The sequence below is a fragment of the Pseudoxanthomonas mexicana genome, from assembly GCF_014397415.1.
GTDB lineage: Bacteria > Pseudomonadota > Gammaproteobacteria > Xanthomonadales > Xanthomonadaceae > Pseudoxanthomonas_A > Pseudoxanthomonas_A mexicana.
The window spans coordinates 2,810,223-2,829,846 of sequence record NZ_CP060731.1; the positions used below are offsets into that span (position 1 = coordinate 2,810,223).

The window sequence follows — 19,624 nt, forward strand, 5'->3', positions numbered from 1 at the left end:
GTTGTGTCAGTCGTGGCACTGCGGGGAGGGGTCCCAGCATGCGAATTTTGGTGGTTGAAGATGATGCGGATCTGGGCGATGCGGTCCAGCGCCGGCTAAAACGAGAAGGCTATGCCGCGGACTGGCAACGCGATGGCCAGTCGGCGGACGAAGTTCTGCGCTATCAAAGCTATGAACTGGTCATCCTCGATATTGGGCTGCCGCGACGGGATGGTTTTTCGATCCTGCGGGGCATGCGCGCGCGTGGCGAACGCACCCCGGTGCTGATGTTGACGGCGCGTTCGGAAGTCGAAGACCGGGTAGGCGCGCTGGATGTCGGCGCGGATGACTATTTGTCCAAGCCATTTGATTTTCGCGAGTTCGATGCGCGCTGCCGGGCGTTGCTGCGACGCGCACAAGGCATCGCTTCAGGCAGCACGAGCATCGGCGAGTTGGTGTTTGATCGCACTTCCAAGACGGTGATGATCGGCAACACCCTGATCGATCTGCCGCGCCGGGAGTACCGGCTACTGGAGATCCTGATTGGCAACCTGGGGCGTGTGCTCAGCAAGGAGGACATCTCCTCGCAGTTGTTCGACTTCGATGATGAGGCCGGTGCCAATGCCATCGAGGTCTACGTCGGGCGTCTGCGCCGGAAGTTGGGCGATCACTTGAACATCCGCACGATGCGTGGGCTGGGCTACGTGGCTGAGCCTCGGGTAGATGCTGATGCCTGAGCGCGTGCGCTCACTCAAGGCGCGACTGGTCACCACGATGGCGCTGCTGTTCCTGGCCGGGACGGTGGTGATGTACTTGGCTGCGCGCGCGTACGGCTTGCGCGCAGCTGATCTTTCCTACGATCGCCTGCTGGCGGGCTCGGCGCTGTCCATTGCCGAGACGTTGTCCGTGGACGGGGGCCAGGTGCGGGTGGATATTCCGTATGCGGCGCTGGACATGCTGTCGGCAGCGCCGGAGGACAAGGTCTTCTATCGGGTGTATGGCCCCAGTGCGCAGACCGTGACCGGCTATGAGGACCTACCCACGATTCCGCTGGCGCGTTCGCGCGGAGAAGGACCCTCTGAAGTGCCGGCGCCACGCTTTTTCGATGCGACCTATCGAGGTGATGTGGTGCGCTTTGTCGTCTTGGGGCGGCAGATTGCCCAGCCCGAGTTGCGCGGCTGGGTCTGGGTGCAAGTTGGACAGACGCGACAAGCGCGCGAGGAACTGGCAGGCGAGCTGGTGTTGGGCGCGCTGGTGCCTATCGCCGCCCTGACGTTGCTGGCACTGACCTTGGCCTGGTTCGGCGTGGGCCGGGCGCTGCGGCCCCTGGAATCGCTCAGCCAGGACTTGGCCGGACGCGAACCTTCCGATCTACGCGCGTTGAAGGCCCCGGTGCCGGCGGAGGTCCAGCCCCTGGTCACTGCCTTGAATGGCTTCATGCGTCGTCTGGAAGGCAACGTGGCCGGCCTGCGCGCCTTCATCGGCGATGCGGCCCACCAGATCCGCACGCCCTTGGCGGCATTGCGCGCCCAGGCCCAGTTGGCCCTGGACGAAGATGATCCCCGCGAGATGCGGCGCGGTTTGCTCAAGGTGGAGCGCAATGCATCGCGCCTGACCCGTCTGGTCAACCAGTTGCTCAGCGATGCGATGGTGATGCATCGCGCCGATGTCCGACGCTTTGAGGAGTTTGATCTGGTGGATGTGATCAAGCGCGCGATGCGCGATGCCGTGCCCATGTCCGGCGATGTGCAGGTGGGCTTCATCAGCAGCATGGCCCGCGCCCCTATGCGTGGGGATGCGGTCCTACTGGGCGAGGCAATCAAGAACCTCATCGATAACGCCATTCGCCACGGCACGCCGGAGGCGTTGGGACCGGACGCGGAAGTGGAAGTGGCACTGCATGAGCACAACGATCTCTACGCGCTCACCGTGGCCGACAGGGGGCCTGGCATCGACATAGTGAACCGGGAACGCATCTTTGAACGGTTCGAGCGCGGTGATACCCAGTCCTCTGGTGCGGGCCTGGGCATGGCAATCGTCTCACGCGTGGTCAGCAGTCACGGCGGCACGATCGAGCTCATCGATCGCGAGGGCGGGGGACTCATCGTTCGCCTGTGCCTGAAGGGGACCCCATGACGCGCTGCGCATGGACAGTGCTGCTGTGCCTGATGATGGGATCGGCCTGGGGCAAGGAGTACCCGGCGAAAGGCACGCCGGAGGGCACGCTGACGCTGTACAGCACCCTGGATACGGCTGTCTTTGAGCCCCTGCTGGTGGACTTCCAACGCCTGCATCCGGGCATCGGCGTGCGCTACGAGAATCTGGATGCCACCCCGCAATACGAACGGTTCGTACGCGAAGAGAAAGCTGGCACCCATCGGGCGGACCTGTTGATCAGCACGTCCATGGACCTGCAGGTCAAGTTGGTCAACGATGGCTACGCGGCCCGCCACCTGTCCTTGAGCGCCGGCGCGCTACCCAACTGGGCGCGTTGGCGCGACGAGGCGTTCGGGTTCACGTTCGAGCCGGCGGTCATGGTGTTCAACCGCCAGGCCATGCAGGGGCGCCCGATCCCTCAGTCACGCGCCGAACTCATCGATCAGATCCGCAAGGACCCCGGTTTCTGGCGCGGACGCATCGGCACCTACGATATTTCCAAGAGCAGCGTGGGCTATCTGTTGGCCTCGCAAGATGTGCGCCACAGCAATGAGTTTGGTGCCCTGGTCGAGGCCTTCGGCGATGTGGATCTGCAGGTGGAAGAGCACACGGCCACCTTGCTCGAACGTATTGAAAGCGGCGAGCTGGTGGCTGGCTACAACTTGTTGGGATCCTATGCGCGCGCCCGAAAGGGAAGTGAGCGCAATTTCCTGTTGGTGTACCCCCGCGACCACACCTTGGTACTGGCCAGAACAGTGGTCATTTCCAAGAACGCGCCCAATCCCGGGCTCGCCCATCGCTTCCTGGATTACCTGCTTTCGGTGCGCGGCCAACGTGTCATGGCGGCCGAGTGCGGACTGCCACCGATCCGCAAGGAGCTCGACGGCATCTACGAGCGTCTTGGCGTGAACGAGTCGCAGATTGGTGTGCTGCGTCCCATCGCACTCGGGCCCGGATTGCTGGTTTATCTGGATCAACAAAAGCGCCGTCAGATGCTCGAGGCCTGGCGCGCCATTCTTGCCAAGCCGCCGCGCTGAATACGGGAAGACGGCGTCACGGCGCCAGCAAACCCTGACAAAAGTCCGACCTATCACGCGTCGGCTTTAGTGCGAAATATCCCTATTTTCTAGGCCTTTCCTGCATGTTCCTTGCACGGAATCGCCCTTGAAAATGCTGCGCTGCAATGTCAGGTGTTCGACAGTAAGGTCTGCTTAGTATCCCTCCACGCTCAGCGCCGCCTTGAATCTGGCGCCGGGTGGACGGCAAGGCAGACGCCTGTCGTGACCCGACGGTCCCTGGGGAAGGGGATAAGGAGCAGGCAGTGCTGACCTTGCTGGGATTTGGAATGGTGATCGCGTTCATGGCGCTGATCATGACCAAGCGGCTCTCGCCGCTGGTGGCGCTGATTACGATTCCGATCCTGTTCGCCCTGATCGGCGGCTTCGGCGGACCGGAGTTGGGCAAGATGATGCTCGAAGGCATCAAGACGCTGGCGCCGACCGGCGTGATGCTGATGTTCGCCATCCTCTACTTCGGCGTGATGATCGATGCGGGCATGTTTGACCCGGTCATCCGCCGCATCCTCAAGGCCGTGGGCGGCGATCCGCTGAAAGTTGTTGTAGGCACCGCGCTACTGGCCGCCTTCGTCTCGCTCGACGGCGATGGTTCAACCACCTACATGATCACCGTGGCCGCGATGCTGCCGCTGTACCGTCGCCTGGGCATGGATGCATTGAGCCTGACCTGCGTGACGATCCTGGCCGGCGGGGTCATGAACCTGACGCCGTGGGGCGGGCCGCTGGCTCGCGCGGCCAGTGCGCTGCACGTGGACCCTTCGAACGTGTTCGTGCCGATGATCCCTTCGATGATCGTGGGCATCGTCGGGGTGTTCGGCCTGGCCTATGTGCTGGGCAAGCGCGAGCGCCAGCGCCTGGGCACGATCGATCTGCATGGTTCGCCGGAGATCCTGGACAGCGCGCTGCTGCCGGCCGAGGAGGGTGCCCTGCAGCTCAAGCGGCCGCGCCTGCTGTGGTTCAACGCAACCCTGACGGTTGCCCTGATGGTGTGCCTGGTGCTGGGCGTACTGCCGCTGTCGGTGCTGTTCATGGTCGGCTTCTCGATCGCGGTGGTGGTCAACTACCCGTGCGTGAAGCTGCAGCGTGAGCGCATTTCCGAGCATGCCAAGAACGCGCTGCCGGTGGTGGCGGTGATCTTCGCCGCCGGCGTGTTCACCGGCATCCTGTCCGGTACCGGCATGGTCGAGGCCATGTCCGGCAGCTTCCTGGCCATCATCCCCGATGCGTGGGGCCCGTACTTGGCCACGATCACGGCCCTGGCCAGCATGCCGTTCACCTTCTTCATCTCCAACGACGCCTTCTACTACGGCGTGCTGCCGATCGTCTCGCAGGCCGCGCAGACCTACGGGATCACACCGGTGGAGATGGCCCGCGCCTCACTGATCGGCCAGCCGGTGCATCTGCTCAGCCCGCTGGTGCCCTCGACCTACTTGCTGGTGGGCCTGGCCGGTGTGGAGTTTGGCGATCACCAGAAGTTCACCTTGAAGTGGGCGGTGCTGATCTGCCTGCTGATGATGTTCACCGCCATGGCCTGTGCGGTGTTCCCGTTCGTAGTGCGCTGAGGATCCGGCGCCAACGTTGCAATTGATCTGTGGTAGTTCCGTAACTCAACAATCCATGTGTGTTTGGTCGCCTTGGGAGGGGAGATCATGGCTCGTAAGAATCTACTTGCTGTCGCTGTTGTGATGGGACTGGCGCAAGGTGCGTATGCGCAGGAAACCCCGACGGAGGAGCCCCAGAGCACGGAAGCGGCTGCATCCAGCCAGGATGCCACCACCCTGGATGCGGTCCAGGTGCAGGGCAAGTTCGTCGCCCAGGGCGCCAAGAGCGCCATGAAACAGGACATCACGGTGATGGAGACGCCGTTCTCCGTGGCCGCCTATAGCGACTCGTTCATGAAGTCGATCGAGACCACCAGCGTGGCCGATCTCTACAGCTACATGACCGGCGTGCGCCGTGGTGGCAACACCGGCTACGACATCTCGATTCGTGGCTTCAAGAGCACGCAGGCCGACAAGAACGCCATCATGGTCGATGGCATGCCCGGCGTGGCCGGCCGTTTCGGCTCCCCGCCCACCTTCGCCGCCGAAGGCGTGGAAGTGGTCAAGGGCCCGGCCTCGATCCTGTACGGCGGCGCCCAGCCCGGTGGCTTCGTCAACATCATCACCAAGAAACCCAAGGCCAAGTCTGCTGCGCTGATCGACCTGCGCGGCAGCACCTACAGCGGTGCGGGCCTGTCCGCCGGCGATGCCAACGGCTACAACCTGGGTGTGGATTTCACCGGCCCGATCGACAGCGAGCAGCGCTTCCTGTATCGCCTGGTGGCCGAGTACGCCGATAAGGATGGCTTCCGTTACAACAGCTGGGACGAATCGCAGTACATCGCGCCGAGCCTGACCTGGCACGCCACCGATGCCACCCAGATCACCGCCGCCTTCGAGTACCGCAAGCGCGAGAACTCCTACGAGAACAACCAGCTGGTGGCGCCGAACAAGGACGCCAACCGGATCGCCGACATCCGCACGCGCTACCAGGAGAAAGGTGATACCGCCGATGAGAAGGCCTACTCGGGCACGGTAACCGTCTCGCACTATTTCCAGAATGGAAGCACGTTGAACTTGGCCGCGCGCAGTGTGCGCGGGGAAGACTACGCCCAGGGCTTTGACAACGTTGGCGTGCTGGCCGATGGGGTGACCTTGCGCCGACGCGCGCGCCAGCAGTTCAACCAGCGCGACTACGACTACTTCGATGGCAACTTCTCCATTCCGTTCGCCACCGGTCCGGTCGAGCACAAGTTCCTGGTCGGCGCTACCTACGGCGTGGATACCACCGACTTTGAGCGCATCCAGTTCTTCGATGGTCCTGCCAGCGGTGCGGCTTCGCTGCCCGGCCCGGGCCGCATCAACGTCAGTGTCTACAACCCGATCCTGGGCCAGACCCCGCCGCTGAGTAGCTTTCCTACCGGCCCGGTCAACCGCCGCTACACCGAGAACACCTCGCTGGGTGTCTACGTGTCGGACCTGATGACCCTGTCTGAGCGCTGGAAGGTCAGCCTGGGCCTGCGCTATGCCGATGAGAAGCAGGATGCCGAGGAGCGCAAGACCCCGCCGTTGACGCGCAACTCCACCTCGTCCTCGACCGTGCTCCCCAGCGCTGGCCTGCTGTTCCATCCCAAGCCCAACTGGACCCTGTACGCCAGTTACGCCACCTCCTACGTCCCGCAAGCGGCCGGCGTGCAGGATGCGGCCGGCAACCCCAATCCGTTCGACCCCCAGGAGGGCCGCCAGTACGAGATCGGCGCCAAGACCGAACTGCTGGATAACCGCCTGACCGCCACGCTGGCCTTCTTCGATATCGAAAAGTCCAACACCGTCGCCCCGATTGCCTGTAACGCCGGCGTCGGCGGTACCTGCTCGCAGCAGGTGGGGGCAGAGCGCTCCAAGGGCACTGAGTTCGAACTGAACTACCAGGTCAGCGAGAACCTGCAGCTGATCGGCGGCATTGCCTACACCGACGCCTACGTATCGGAGACCTACGCCGCCGGTGCTGCGCCGCTGGTCGGTGCACGCCTGACCAACTCGGCGCTGAAGTCGGCCAACCTGTGGACACGCTACGACTTCAGTGAAGGTCCCCTGCGCAACCTGGGCATCGGTGCGGGTCTGTCTTACAGCAGCGAGATCGCCGGCAGCCTGCCCAGCGCCAACGATCAGCGCATCCTGATCCTGCCGTCCTACACCGTGGCCGATCTGGCCTTCTACTACCGCGTGGCCGATCGCTACGACTTCACCCTCAAGATCGGCAACGTGTTCGACAAGCTGTACTTCGAAGGCGTGAACTCCACGACCAACGAGAACGGCGTCGTGCCGGGCGTGCCGCGCAACATCACCCTGTCCGTGAGAATCCCCCTATGGTGAGCCGTCGCAGTGCTGCCGTCCTCATCCTTGCCATGGCATTGCTGATGATGACCTGTGCGTTGACCTTGGCCAATGCGGCGCTGGCCGCTGAGGCCGGTCCGGCCAAGCCACGTCCGCAGCTGAGCGGTCCGGTGGAGTGGCTGGAAGCACCGCTGCCGGTCAACGCACCGCAAACCGAAGAAGAGAAGGAAGCAGGACGCCAGCGCGGGCGTCGTACGCCTGCGCCGGAGCTGATGCAGCCCAGCGTGGATCTGCAGCTGCCCAAGTACGTGCCCACCCCGGGCGTGAAACTCAGTGGCAGCTTCAATGGCGCCTCTTCCGATGTATTGGTCGGCCTGGTCGGCATGTGGTTCGAGCGCTTCGCGACCTATCACCCGGACGTGAAGCTGAGCATCGAGCCGCCGTTCGCCGGCAGCCTGGGCACCAAGGAACTGATCAAGGAGTCGGTGGACTTCGTGTTCGTCTCCCGGGAGCTCAAGCCTGAGGATCTGACCGAGTTCAACGCGCGCTTCGGGTACGGCCCGACCAGCATTCCGATCTCCGGCGGCAGCTATCGCCACTACGGCTTCCTGGATGCGATGGGGTTTTTCGTCCATCCGGACAATCCGATCCGGCAGCTGAGCTACGACCAGATCGATGCGATCTACTCCAGTACTCGTCACAGCGGTCAACCGGCGATCACCACGTGGGGCCAGCTGGGCCTGACCGGGGAGTGGGCCGACAAGAAGATCAACGTGCACGGCATCAAGCCCTGGAACGGCTTCGAAGAGTTCATCCGGCAGAAGATCCTGGATCGCGACGGCAAGCGCGGTGAGTGGCGCGAAGACATCCACTTCGAGAAGGTGGTGTTCCCCCTGGCAGCCAACGTGGCTCAGGACCGCTATGCACTCGGGTACTCGGGTCTGGCCTACATTGATGCCCCGGTGCGCATGCTGCCGCTGGTCACCACGCCTGGCAGCGACCCGGTGGCGCCGAGCTACGAGAACGTGGCCATGGCCAAGTACCCGCTCACCCGACTGGTCTATTTCAATCTCAACAAGGCGCCGGGCAAGCCTCTGCCGCCCGCACTCAATGAATTCCTGCGCTTTGTGCTCAGCCAGGAGGGCCAGCAGGTCGTGCGCGACCACGGCATCTTCCTGCCATTGCGCGAGGTGCAGGCTGCACCCGGACGTCAGACCCTGACGCGCTGAAAAGCACGTCGAACTTCCTACAGGAATTTCCATGAAACCCATTTCGCTCGCATTGACTTCGCTGTTGCTGGCTGCGGCTTGGATGCCAGCGCCGGCCATGGCGCAGGGCTACAAGGCGCTCAGTACGCTGGGTAGCGACAGCCCCGGCAGCGCCCAGGCGCTGGCCGTAGACAGCAAAGCGCGCCGCCTGTACGCCGGCCGGCAGGGCGGGGTGGATGTCTATGACATCGACAACGGCCAGAAGGTGGGCACGCTGGCCATCGAAGGCAATGTGGGTGGCCTGGCGCTGGCACCAGATCTGCGCCGGGGCTACGCCACCGCCGTGGATCGCGCCACGGTGGTGGTCTTTGATCTGGAGTCGCTGGCCGCGGTGAACACCGTCAGCTCCGGTGGCAGTGAGCCGCGTGAGCTGGAGTTCGACGCCAAGGCCGGCGTGGTCTATGTCTCCAACGCCAAGGGCGGCCAGCTCGTGGCCCTGGATGCACGCAACGGCGCGCGTAAGGGCTCGCTCGCCTTGGGCGGACGCCTGCGCCAGGCCTCGGCCGACGGCCGCGGCCATCTGTTCGTGGCCGATGAAGCGCGCGATCTGCTGCACGTGGTGGATACCGCTTCCTTCAAGTCGCTGGGCACGATCTCGGTGTGGCCGGGCAAGGCGCCCACGGCGCTGGTCAATGACGTCAAGGAACGCCGCATCTACGTGGCCACCGGCAACAGCAAGATGATCGTCGTGGATCCGGATCCGGGCCAGATGCTCAATGTGGTCAGCACCGAAGGCACCGGCGCGGCCGGCATCGCGATCCAGTACGCCCCGGCGCGTCTGGTGCGCCTGTACATGCCCAATGCCGACGGCAGCTTGGACGTGGTGCAGAACGCCAAGCTGACGCCGTCCCTGGAGGCCACCGTGCCCAAGGTCGCTGGTGGTACCGCGGTGGCGTTTGACGAGAAGACGGGCAGGGCCTTTGTGGCCGGTGCCAACGGCATCCAAGTGGTGGGCAAGTGAGCACGAGCCGAGACAATCCCATGATCAAGACCTTCAAACATCTGGCCGTGCTGTCGCTGGCCCTGCTGGCCACGCACGCCCACGCACAGCAGGCCGTGCGCGATGATGCCCTCAAGGGCAAGCAGATCCTGTTCGTCATCGGCGCCACCGCCAAAGACGTGCCCAACGATGATCCGTTGATCCGCGACTACCTGGGTACGCTGGGAGCAACGGTTACCACGGCGGCCGCTTCGGACGCGGCCAAGGTCAGTGGCAAGGACCTGGTGCTGATCTCCTCCACCGTCAATGCACGCGAGCTGGGCAGCAAGTACCGCGACGCCAACGTGCCGGTGGTGACCTGGAGTGCTTACAGCTTCCCGCTGTTGGGCATGACCGGGGACAAGTTGCACGAAGACTTCTCGGTGGTGCGCGAGAAGCCGTTCCACAACGAGAACCATGCCGACTACTACGCCCACGCCACCAGCTCGACCAATCCGATCCTGCGTGCGGCCAAGATTCCGCAGGGCATGTTCGCCCCGCTGCTGTTCAGTGGTGGCGTGACCGATCCAAGCTGGGGCAAGCCCAGCCGCGGCGCCGACATCGCGGTGGTGTTTGGTGGTGATGTGGACCAGGCCGCGGTGTTCTCCTACGAGCGCGGCGCCGCCATGATGGGCGATGCAGTGGCCCCGGCCCGGCGAGTGGGTCTGTTCCTCGGCCACAACAGCTGGTCGATCCTGTCCGATGCGCAGGGTCCGGCGGCCGAAGATCCGAAGGAGTACGCCTGGTTCAGTGGCCGGCGCCTGTTCGATGCGGCGCTCAAGTGGGCGGTCAGCCCGCCGCAGGCGCGCGTGAGCGCCTCGCTGGCCGAGCAACGCGCTGCGCTGGAACGCACCGCGCGTGGCAAGAAGGTGCTGTTCGTTCGTCGCTACGATCTGCCGTGGCCCGAAAACGAGGCCTCCGATCAGGCGCAGCTGGCGTGGTTGAAGTCGCTGGGCTTTGAGGTGAGCACGGCCGATCACATGGAGCCGGACAGCCGCGCCAAGGGCATGGACCTGGTCATCATTTCGGCCAGCACCAACAAGTACAAGCTCGGTGTGAAGTACGCCGATGCCAACATCCCGGTGCTGCTGCTGGAAGCCAAGGCCGTGGATGCCCTGGGCATGGTCAGCCGTCGTCGCAACACCGACTACGGCGTCAACGACCACAAGGAAAGCCTGTATCCACCGGAAAACTACGTGCACCTTGTGCGCTCGTACCATCCGGTGGCCGCCGGCCTCTCGCCAGGCCAGCTCAAGCTCTACCGCACGCCGGGCGTGTTGGCCTGGTCGCGTCCGCCGGCCGGCGCGCAGGTGATCGCTACCATTCCCAACCAGCCCGAGCACGCCACCATGTTCGCCTTCGAGAAGGGCGCCACGATGGCCGATGAGAGCCAGGCACCGGCACGCCGCTTCCTCTTTCCGCTCGATGCCCCGCGCTTTCCCGACCTGACCGAAGAAGGGCAGGCCGTCTATGGCGCCGCGCTGCAGTGGCTGCTCACCCCGCCCACTCCTTGATCCTCCCCCCGCGCGGCGTCGGTCCTCGTCGTCCGGCGCCGCGCACCCTCCATCGCTTGTGGCGTCATCTCCTTGCAGGAACGTCCTATGAAAACGGCTTCGCTCTCTCGTCCCATCCACTGGCTCGCGGCCAGTGCTTTGACCACCAGCCTGCTGCTGGCCGGCCTGCAGGTCGCCAAGGCCGCGGATGATCTGATCCTGGTGGTGCCTGAAGGCGCCGCCAAACCGGCCGCGCTGTCGGGCCACGTCGCTCAGTGGCGCGCCGAACTCGGTGCGCAGAACGTGGTGTGGGTGGACAGCGTCAAGCGCGAGAAGCCCTCCGGCTTTGGCGCGATGGCGGTGCTGAACTTCGCCGATGCCGCGCAGCTGGCGGCGTGGCAGGCCAAGAATGCCGCGACCTTGGCGGCCCCCATCAAAGCCATAGCAGCCGATGTGCTCACCGAAGGCGGCAGTGCGCCGGCGGCCGGCAGCCAGCCGGTCTACAAGATCAGCTATTACACCCTGACGTCCTCACGGGAAGCCTTCCAGGCCTGGGTGGACGGTTACCTGACCAAGTACCTGGAAGCCCAACACAAGCACAAGATCCTGACCCGGTATGCCATGTACCTGGAACACGGGCAGGGAGGGCGCGCCCTGCTGGTACTGGAGTACACCGATGCCAAGACCGAACAGGCAGCCGAGCCGATCAAGGAAAAGCTCAGCGAGGACATTGCGCGCGTGGACGCTGAGTACACGCGCCAGTACGAGCTGAAGGAATCCCTGCGGACCACCCAGAGCTGGACGCTGGCCGTGCCGGCTCGCTGATCCCTTGCATCACGACATGACGAGCACCTCCCCCGCGTCACCGATGCGGGGCACCCCTTAGGAAAGTGGAGAGACCGATGAAATACCCGCTTCAATCCAAGACGTCGACATGGCTGGGCCTGATGCTGGCCTGCGTGGCCCTGGTGGCCTGCGGCAAGAAAGAGGCCGCCACGGCCACCCCAGAGCCAGTCGCGGCAGCCAGTGAAAGCGCACCGGTGGCCAGTGCCACCGAGACGCCGGCCCACGCCCTGCTGTTCGTCCTGCCCGACAAGAAGGCGCCGGCCGATCTGGCGCAGAAGCTGGCCGGCTGGAAGGCCGATGGCACGCTCTCGGACGTGGTGCTGACCCAGTACGTCGAGCATGAGGTCAAGGAAGGCTACAGCCAGGCCTTCGCCGATTTCGCGCTGCTGGACTTCCCCAGCGAGGCAGCCTTCGAGACGTTCAAGGCCAACAGCGCGAGCGCGCTGGGCCCGGATGTGATTGTCAGCCGCGTGGATGTGCTGCTCGACAAGCGCAGCCGCAAGAACGATCCGAGCCAGTCGGTGTTCGTCACCGGCGTGTACGAGTCGCTGGTGGACAAGGACAAGTACCAGGAGTTCACCGACGACTACATCGATCCGAACATGGGTAACCAGTACTCGTCCGGCATCATGACCCGCTACACGATGTATCTGGAGCGCGAAGCCACCGGTGGCGTGGCTAAGCCCAAGGCGTTCCTGGTGACCCAGTACGCCAGCCAGGATGAGTTCAAGCGCAAGGACTCGGTGAAGGGCAACTACAAGAAGCTGCTGCTGGGCGGCGACTACCCGGTGTGGCAGCACATCGATGGCACCAAGAAGGAACTGCGTCGCGACTACTCGGAAGTGATCTCCAAGCCCGTTCCGCTGCCGTAATCAGGGGCCCTGTGTCACACACGCATCCACCCAGGCCTCCGATGCATCCCCCATCGGATCCCTGTGGTGGATGCGTTCTGATGCTGTAGCACCAGCACTACCGTTCTGTTCCATCTCTCGCGCCGCCCACGGTGGGCGGCCATCTTCATCGACTCCCCTAAAGTACTGAAGCAGATGACCGAGGAATTCCGCCAGGCCGCGCTGGAGTACCACCAGCAATCACCGCCGGGCAAGATCAAGGTCACCCCGACCAAGCCAATGCTGACCCAGCGCGATCTCGCGCTGGCCTATTCCCCAGGTGTGGCTTACGCCTGCGAGGCGATCGTCGAAGACCCGAACACCGCCAGCGAGCTCACTGCGCGTGGCAACCTGGTGGCCGTGGTCACCAACGGCACCGCCGTGCTGGGCTTGGGCAACATCGGGGCGCTCGCTGGCAAGCCGGTGATGGAAGGCAAGGGCGTGCTGTTCCAGAAGTTCGCCGGCATCGACGTGTTCGACATCGAGATCAACGAGACCGACCCGGACAAACTGGTCGACATCATCGCCTCGCTCGAGCCGACCTTCGGCGGCATCAACCTGGAAGACATCAAGGCGCCGGAATGCTTCATTGTCGAGCGCAAGCTGCGCGAGCGGATGCAGGTCCCGGTCTTCCACGACGACCAGCACGGCACCGCGATCATCGTCGGTGCCGCCGTGGTTAATGCGCTGGAAGTGGTCGGCAAGCGAATCGAAGAGGTTGTGCTGGCCACCAGCGGAGTCGGCGCGGCCGGCATCGCCTGCTTGGATATGCTCGTCGCATTGGGCCTGAATCCGGACAACATCCTGTCTGTGGATCACGAGGGCGTGCTGTACGCCGGCCGCCCTGGCCTGGAGCCAGACAAGGCGCGCTACGCGCGTCCTACCGGCAAGCGTTCGCTGGCCGAGATCGTCGAAGGGGCGGACATCTTCCTGGGCCTGTCGACCGGCGGCATCCTCACCCCCGAGATGATCGCCACGATGGCGCGCCAACCGATCATCCTGGCCCTGGCCAATCCGAACCCAGAGATATCCCCGGCGGCGGCCAAGACGGCGCGTCCTGATGTGATCATCGGCACGGGTCGCAGCGACTACCCGAATCAGGTCAACAACGCGCTCTGCTTCCCGTACATTTTCCGTGGCGCGCTCGATGTGGGCGCCACAGTGATCAACGAAGAGATGAAGGTCGCCTGCGTGCACGCCATCGCCGCCCTGGCCCGGCGCGAGGCGACCGATCTGGGCGCGGCCTATGGTGAGGACATCCCCAGTTTCGGCCCCGATTACCTGATCCCGCGTCCGTTTGATCCGCGTCTGCTGGTCGAGGTCGCCGCGGCCGTGGCACAGGCGGCAATGGACTCAGGCGTGGCCCTGCGCCCGATCGCCGACATGGCGGCCTATCGCGAGAAGCTGGGCCAGTTCGTCTACCGCACCAGCTTGATGATGAAGCCGGTCTACGAACGTGCGCGGTCCGAACGCCAGCGCGTGGTCTATGCCGAAGGCGAGGAAGAAACCGTGCTGCGTGCGGTGCAGACGGTGATCGACGAAGGCTTGGCGCTCCCGGTCCTGATCGGCCGCCCGGACGTGATCGACGCGCGCATCCGCCGCCTGGGCCTGCGCATGCGCGCGGGCGAGGATTTCGAGCTCACCAACATCCTCGACGATCCGCGCTTCAACGACTATTGGCAGCACTACCACGGCCTGACCTGCCGGCGCGGGGTCACCGAAGCCGCGGCAAAGAACCTGATGCGCTCACGTCCGACGCTGATCGCGGCGGTGATGGTCGCACGCGGGGAAGCTGATGCCATGATCACCGGGCTGGTTGGCCGCTTCCACAAGAAGTTGGGCTACGTGCGCAGCGTGATCCCGCTGGACCCGGGCCTGCAGTCGACCTCGGCCATGACCGGAGTGATCAATCAGCAGGGCGCCTATTTCTTCCTGGATACGCACGTACAAGAAGACCCGACGCCCGAACAGATCGCCGAGGCCACCCTCCAGGCGGCCTACCGCCTGAAGCTTTTCGGCATCGAACCACGTATTGCGCTGCTCTCGCACTCCAACTTCGGCAGCCATGAAACGTCTGGTGCGCTGAAAATGCGACGGGTCCGTGAACTGTTGTTCCAGCTCAAGCCCGAGCTCAACGTGGATGGCGAGATGCAGGGCGACACGGCATGGGATGAAGCCCTGCGCGCGCGCATCATGCCCGGCAGCACGTTGAAGGGTCGCGCCAATCTGTTCGTGTTTCCCACGCTCGATGCGGCCAACATCACCTTCAACATGGTCCGCATGATGACCGATGGGGCCGCCATCGGTCCGATCCTGATGGGTGTCTCCAAACCGGTCCACATCCTGACCACCAGCGCCACCCCACGCCGCATCGTCAACATGACGGCTATTGCGGCGGTGGACGCGCAGCTCCGCAAACGGGACGCGCTGGAAACCCAGCAGCTCAAACAAGCGGCGGCTCGTCAGTACCAGAACCGCTTCGAGAACAAGATGCGGGCCAAGAAGTAGTGTCGTGCTCGCATTGACCGACCCAATGTGATCTGCCTGAGGTTCGCCACATGCATTTAAGGCTCGCTGTCGTGGATGACCAGCCCGTGTTCCGGCTCGGGCTGTCGCATGTGCTGGCAGAGTTTCAGCACCCGCGCGGCCTGCTTGAACTGGGTAGTGCGGATGAACTGGAAGCAAGAAGGCTTCGTGCCGAGGACATCGGCCTGGTGCTGTTGAGCCTGAACGGCCCGGTCGCGAGCGGGCTGGATGAACTGGCAAGGGTTCACAGGGCCGTGCCCGAGCTCTCATCGATTGTCTTGCCGACCCATTGTCACCCTCACATCATCGATCAATGTAGGAAGATTGGCGCCTCCGGATGCCTGTCGAAGACAAGTTCCGAATCCATGCTCCGCTCTGCGGTGACGACGGTCATGTCCGGCGGCACTTGGTTCAGAAGTCAGGAGCGCATGGCCGGATCGCAGGATGCCGCGCTGGCCCTGCAGATGGCGGAGTTGACCCCCAAGCAGAGGCGGGTCCTTGAGTTGGTGGCCAAAGGCCTGTCCAACAGACAGATCGGTGCTGAGCTCGGCGCTGCAGAAAACACGGTCAAGTGCCATGTAGTGGCTATCTTGAGCAAACTCGAATGCAGGTCCAGAACCCAGGCCGCGTTGCTCATGAATGCCTCCCGCCTCGAGCATCAGGTCGCATAAGGCTTCCAAAGCAGCTTGCCTGCGGTGAGTCATCCTGACAGCGCGCATCAGCCCGGCATCAGGCTGGCGCCGCTAGAAAGAGGCACCAGCCGGGATCAAAGAGGACTGCCTCATGGGATGGAAGCGCCACGCGTCTGCTGCGCCCTTGCTCACCTTCGCCTACATGTTGGCCACGCCAGGTGCCGAAGCTGGCCCCTGGGAGGTCGGAGGCACGGGCGTTGATAGCAAACGCAAGGTCAAAGCCGAGCTCGCGCTCAAGCAGGATGCGGGCGGCCGTGTCTGGTCGCGCCCGGTGCTGGGCTATGCGCTGCCGTTGAATGCGGCGATGTCCGTCGAGGTGGCATACGGCTACGGCGTGATCGAGCGGAGCGATCACCGCACCAGCGGCGCCCGCGATCTGGATCTGAAGCTCAAGTATCAGCTGGCCAGTCAAACGCCGACCCGGTTGGCCTGGCTGGTCGAGCCCAAGCTCAGTGTGCCGATCGGGGATGAGCGTGCCGGCATCGGTCGAGGCCGCTACGCCTTGGAGGTGCCGTTGCGAACCAGCCGGACGAGCGGCGCGCTGACCTATACCGCCGAAGCGCGCTACACCCACGTCTTCGGCACGCCCCGTGCCCAGCAGCTGTGGGGCATGGGGGGCTTGGTGGAGTACGTGCCATCACCGGCATGGGTGCTGGGCATCGACGTCTTTGCCGATACGCCCCGTGGCGATGCCAGCAGCTATCACCTGCGCTCCAACGTGGCCGCCAAATGGCGCCCCACCGAAGCCGTTGAAGTACAGGCGCTGGTGGGCCGCAGCCTAAGCAACCAGCGAGGCGCTGCCCAAACGTCCTACAAGCTGGTGCTTGAGTACAAGCATTGAGCGGCGGTGATCTTGCGCTGACATGGACCTGACAACGGCGATGGCGCGCATGTCAGCGACGCGGACGTACACATAAGGCGCCGGATAGCGGCACACGCCATAGGAGTAACCCATGACTGCACGCACCAAGCTGACATTCGCCGTCGCATTGGCGGCACTGACGGGCCTGTTCATTCACATCGCCATCGCCCAGACGCCAGCACCCCCTCACTACACCGAGACGGCGCGCCCCACCGCGGCCGTACTGCCCTTTGAGCAACTCGAGCGCATCGCCGCGCGCGAGATGGCGCAAGTGACCCAACTGGAGGTGCGCGATCTGCTGCTCAAGGCCAAGGGCTACGACGCCCAAGGCATGAAGGTGGAGCTGTTGCTGGATCGTCGGGATGGCTATGTGCTTTCCCGTCGGGTGAAGGTACCCAAGCACCTGCAGCGATACGCGCCTTACCCCGAGCCGGCCATGCGCGCACGCTGAGGCGGGCCAGCACGATCACGCAGGGCAGGGCGCCGCTGTCGCATAACGGTCACACCAAATCTGACGAAAGTCCGACCTGCGTATCCGGACCATGAGCACATCCAAGGCCAAGGGCGGGATGTGCTCAACGTTCGCACCCCAACTCCACGCATGGTCACCCCGCTCGCGCCGCCGGGGGTGCCGCTGTACACCTTGCTCACCGTCAGTCTGATCCTGGCGTTTGCCTTCCTCGGCTTGCGCGGGATCTGGGATCCCGATGAGGGCCGGTACACCAACGTGGCCTTGACCATGCTGGATACCGGCAACTGGCTGGACCCGATGCGCAATGAAGACACCGGGCACTGGACCAAGCCCCCGCTGACGTACTGGCTTATCGCCGCCAGCGTGGCCACGTTCGGGCAAACCCCGTGGGCCGCACGCCTGCCGGTGGCGCTGGCTTACCTGGCGTGCATCGCACTGGCGTGGGTATGCGCCAGGCGCTTGGTAAGACCGGCCGCCGGCTGGGTGCCCTTGGTCTACGCCACGATGTTCCTGCCGGTGTGCGCCGCCCAGCTGATTACCACGGATTTTTTGCTCAGCGCCTTCCAACTGCTGGCCATGGCCGGCTTTATCGTCCATCGCTTCCCCAACACGCAGGAGCGGACCCAGCCCTGGGGACTGCTGGTGATGTACATCGGGTTTGGCCTGGCGTTTCTGACCAAGGGTCCGCCGGCCTTGCTGCCCGTGCTTGCGCTGTTGCTGCTGCGTTGGCGTTGCCCGCACCCGGTGCCGGCCTCGCCGCTCTGGCATCTGGCCGGCGTGGTCCTTTTCCTGGGAATCGCGCTGCCCTGGTACGCCGTGGTGGGGACCCGCCATGCAGGGCTGTGGGAGTACTTCCTCGGCGCCGAACTGGTTGATCGCGTCGCCAGCGACCGTTTCGGCAGGAACGGGCAATGGTATGGCTGGTTGGCCGTCTACGGGCCGACGCTGCTGCTGGGCACGGCCCCCTGGACGATCGGTTTGCTGCGATGGGGCAAGGGGGTACCGGCCATGCTGCGGGCCGCTTTCCGGACCGACCCGGCCAAAGCGCCGGTGGAGCCGGGCGCACTATTGCTGGCCTTGTGGATCCTGGTGCCGTTGCTGATCTTCTGCCTATCCCGCTCCCGCCTGCCGCTGTATGTGTTGCCCCTGTTTGCCCCGATCGCCATCGCGATCGTGTCCAGTTGGTCGGCCCGGCGTTGGCCCTCGCTGTCCTGGCTCTGGGTCTGGATCGGTTTCATCCTTGCGCTTCGCTTTGCAGCGGCCTACTTCCCAACCCACAAGGATGCTTCAGCGTGGGCCAGCATGCTGGAGCAGCGCAGCCACGCCCCGGTGCGCGAAGTCATCTTCGTGGAGGACATGGCCCGCTACGGCCTGCACCTGCACCTGGATGTGGAGATCGAGCGCGTAGCCCGCGAGCTGGCGCCCCAGGCACGCTTCAATCCCAGCTACGACGAGAGTCTGTGGGATGAAATCAAAGAGACCGGACTGGAGGACGGCCTGGTTTATGTCACCAAGCAAGACCTCTGGCCAGAAGTGGAACGGGTGGTGCGCGAGCATGGTTTTGTGGCCCGACCGCTGGGCGAGCGATATCAGGGGCGCGTGATCTTCGAAGTGACCCATCCACCCGGGGTGCCAGGCCCGCCACCGAAAAACGCCTTTCGCTAGCACTCACACGAAGGAGGACTCCCCATGCCGATGCCCGAACACTGGGTGATCTGGGCGCTGCTATCGGCCGTGTTTGCGGCCCTGACCGCGGTGTTGGCCAAGCTGGGCGTCAAGGACGTGGACGCGGATCTGGCAATGGCCCTGCGCACGGTGGTGGTATGCGCTTTGGTTCTGCCGCTGGTGTGGATCACGGGCAAGTGGAGCAACCCCTTGCAGCTGCCCGCACGCACCTTGGGATATCTGATTCTCTCAGCGGTGGCCACAGGTGCATCCTGGTTGTGCTACTTCCGTGCCCTGCAGGTCGGGGAAGCCTTTCGAGTAGCGCCGGTGGACAAGCTCAGTGTGGTGCTCGTGGCGGTCTTTGCCTTCTTCATCCTGGGAGAGCGACCCGCGCCAAAAGATTGGTTGGGCATTACGCTCATGGCCGCTGGACTGCTGTTGTTGGTCATCAAGAAGGGTTGATCGTGCGCAGGTCGACTCAACCGTAGGTGGCTGCATCGCGCCATCGCCCATGATCGGCAACGCGCACCCCGGCTGGCTGCTGGTAAGTCTCATGCAGCAACCGAGCCAGGGCATCGGCGTAAGCCAGGGCCGTCTCCACGCTCGGTAGGTTTATCAGCTCATGCGACATACCGCGGCTGACCCACCAGCGGCCCTCGCGCTCGACTACGTAGTACCAAATGCGCACCGTGCGCTCGTCCCATCGAAGGTCTCATGGGACGCCCACGGCCGTGTGGGGGACTCGCTCATGCGGCTCAGAAAGAAGGTGGGCCCGCCCATTGTTGGCACGCCCTGTCAGATCCCTGTCAGGGTCGTCGCCCCGAGGCCGCACCTCTCACCAGGC

At 64.2% G+C, this 19,624-nt stretch carries 16 protein-coding genes; all 16 read left to right on the top strand.

Going from position 1 to position 19,624, the window contains the following annotated elements; translation table 11 throughout:
• The first annotated feature begins 38 nt into the window (after positions 1–38).
• The 16 genes from IAE60_RS13160 to IAE60_RS13235 all read left to right on the top strand — a co-directional run bounded on the left by IAE60_RS13160 (position 39) and on the right by IAE60_RS13235 (position 19,242).
• Positions 39–716, top strand: a complete 678-nt coding sequence (locus IAE60_RS13160; protein WP_187572609.1) for a response regulator transcription factor — start codon at positions 39–41, stop codon at positions 714–716.
• Positions 703–2,115 carry a sensor histidine kinase gene (locus IAE60_RS13165; protein ID WP_187572610.1) on the top strand — a complete coding sequence of 471 codons (1,413 nt, stop codon included), beginning with the start codon at positions 703–705 and terminating at the stop codon, positions 2,113–2,115. Before IAE60_RS13160 ends, IAE60_RS13165 begins: the two co-directional genes overlap by 14 nt.
• Positions 2,112–3,173, top strand: coding sequence for an ABC transporter substrate-binding protein (locus tag IAE60_RS13170; RefSeq protein WP_187572611.1), 1,062 nt, complete (start codon positions 2,112–2,114; stop codon positions 3,171–3,173). The genes IAE60_RS13165 and IAE60_RS13170 overlap by 4 nt, the downstream gene beginning before the upstream one ends.
• Before the next feature lie 284 nt (positions 3,174–3,457).
• Positions 3,458–4,774 (top strand): CitMHS family transporter, encoded by a 1,317-nt coding sequence (locus IAE60_RS13175; RefSeq protein ID WP_187572612.1) that lies wholly within the window; start codon positions 3,458–3,460, stop codon positions 4,772–4,774.
• A 123-nt stretch (positions 4,775–4,897) separates the two neighbouring features.
• Entirely contained in the window at positions 4,898–7,126 is a 2,229-nt protein-coding gene (locus IAE60_RS13180; RefSeq protein WP_187572613.1) for a TonB-dependent siderophore receptor, read from the top strand.
• Positions 7,127–7,158: 32 nt separating this feature from the next.
• Positions 7,159–8,316 carry a PstS family phosphate ABC transporter substrate-binding protein gene (locus IAE60_RS13185; protein WP_244966575.1) on the top strand — a complete coding sequence of 386 codons (1,158 nt, stop codon included), beginning with the start codon at positions 7,159–7,161 and terminating at the stop codon, positions 8,314–8,316.
• 31 nt (positions 8,317–8,347) lie between these two features.
• Positions 8,348–9,316, top strand: a complete 969-nt coding sequence (locus IAE60_RS13190) for a YncE family protein (RefSeq protein WP_187572614.1) — start codon at positions 8,348–8,350, stop codon at positions 9,314–9,316.
• A 20-nt stretch (positions 9,317–9,336) separates the two neighbouring features.
• Positions 9,337–10,848, top strand: coding sequence for a hypothetical protein (locus IAE60_RS13195; protein ID WP_187572615.1), 1,512 nt, complete (start codon positions 9,337–9,339; stop codon positions 10,846–10,848).
• An 87-nt stretch (positions 10,849–10,935) separates the two neighbouring features.
• Positions 10,936–11,652, top strand: coding sequence for a hypothetical protein (locus tag IAE60_RS13200; protein WP_187572616.1), 717 nt, complete (start codon positions 10,936–10,938; stop codon positions 11,650–11,652).
• Between the two features lie 77 nt (positions 11,653–11,729).
• Complete coding sequence (locus tag IAE60_RS13205) at positions 11,730–12,545, top strand: hypothetical protein (RefSeq protein ID WP_187572617.1); 816 nt, start codon at positions 11,730–11,732, stop codon at positions 12,543–12,545.
• Between the two features lie 174 nt (positions 12,546–12,719).
• On the top strand, positions 12,720–15,071 hold the full coding sequence (locus IAE60_RS13210; RefSeq protein ID WP_187572618.1) for an NADP-dependent malic enzyme: 2,352 nt from the start codon (positions 12,720–12,722) through the stop codon (positions 15,069–15,071).
• A 71-nt stretch (positions 15,072–15,142) separates the two neighbouring features.
• Complete coding sequence (locus tag IAE60_RS13215) at positions 15,143–15,760, top strand: LuxR C-terminal-related transcriptional regulator (RefSeq protein ID WP_187572619.1); 618 nt, start codon at positions 15,143–15,145, stop codon at positions 15,758–15,760.
• 145 nt (positions 15,761–15,905) lie between these two features.
• On the top strand, positions 15,906–16,622 hold the full coding sequence (locus tag IAE60_RS13220; RefSeq protein ID WP_222937130.1) for a hypothetical protein: 717 nt from the start codon (positions 15,906–15,908) through the stop codon (positions 16,620–16,622).
• A 112-nt stretch (positions 16,623–16,734) separates the two neighbouring features.
• Positions 16,735–17,094: a hypothetical protein gene (locus IAE60_RS13225; RefSeq protein ID WP_187572621.1), complete on the top strand. Its 360-nt coding sequence runs from the start codon at positions 16,735–16,737 to the stop codon at positions 17,092–17,094.
• A 150-nt stretch (positions 17,095–17,244) separates the two neighbouring features.
• Positions 17,245–18,780, top strand: coding sequence for an ArnT family glycosyltransferase (locus IAE60_RS13230; protein ID WP_187572622.1), 1,536 nt, complete (start codon positions 17,245–17,247; stop codon positions 18,778–18,780).
• A 24-nt stretch (positions 18,781–18,804) separates the two neighbouring features.
• A complete protein-coding gene (locus tag IAE60_RS13235; protein ID WP_299347306.1) occupies positions 18,805–19,242 on the top strand; it encodes an EamA family transporter in 438 nt (145 codons plus the stop codon).
• Positions 19,243–19,624: the final 382 nt, after the last annotated feature.

Bases quoted from the DNA above. Each gene is read 5' to 3' on its own strand.
- IAE60_RS13200 (WP_187572616.1), top strand. From the start codon at position 10,936: ATGAAAACGGCTTCGCTCTCTCGTCCCATCCACTGGCTCGCGGCCAGT.
- IAE60_RS13170 (WP_187572611.1), top strand. From the start codon at position 2,112: ATGACGCGCTGCGCATGGACAGTGCTGCTGTGCCTGATGATGGGATCG.
- IAE60_RS13195 (WP_187572615.1), top strand. From the start codon at position 9,337: ATGATCAAGACCTTCAAACATCTGGCCGTGCTGTCGCTGGCCCTGCTG.
- IAE60_RS13235 (WP_299347306.1), top strand. From the start codon at position 18,805: ATGCCGATGCCCGAACACTGGGTGATCTGGGCGCTGCTATCGGCCGTG.
- IAE60_RS13185 (WP_244966575.1), top strand. From the start codon at position 7,159: ATGGCATTGCTGATGATGACCTGTGCGTTGACCTTGGCCAATGCGGCG.
- IAE60_RS13190 (WP_187572614.1), top strand. From the start codon at position 8,348: ATGAAACCCATTTCGCTCGCATTGACTTCGCTGTTGCTGGCTGCGGCT.
- IAE60_RS13205 (WP_187572617.1), top strand. From the start codon at position 11,730: ATGAAATACCCGCTTCAATCCAAGACGTCGACATGGCTGGGCCTGATG.
- IAE60_RS13225 (WP_187572621.1), top strand. From the start codon at position 16,735: ATGACTGCACGCACCAAGCTGACATTCGCCGTCGCATTGGCGGCACTG.
- IAE60_RS13180 (WP_187572613.1), top strand. From the start codon at position 4,898: ATGGGACTGGCGCAAGGTGCGTATGCGCAGGAAACCCCGACGGAGGAG.
- IAE60_RS13165 (WP_187572610.1), top strand. From the start codon at position 703: ATGCTGATGCCTGAGCGCGTGCGCTCACTCAAGGCGCGACTGGTCACC.
- IAE60_RS13160 (WP_187572609.1), top strand. From the start codon at position 39: ATGCGAATTTTGGTGGTTGAAGATGATGCGGATCTGGGCGATGCGGTC.
- IAE60_RS13210 (WP_187572618.1), top strand. From the start codon at position 12,720: ATGACCGAGGAATTCCGCCAGGCCGCGCTGGAGTACCACCAGCAATCA.
- IAE60_RS13230 (WP_187572622.1), top strand. From the start codon at position 17,245: ATGGTCACCCCGCTCGCGCCGCCGGGGGTGCCGCTGTACACCTTGCTC.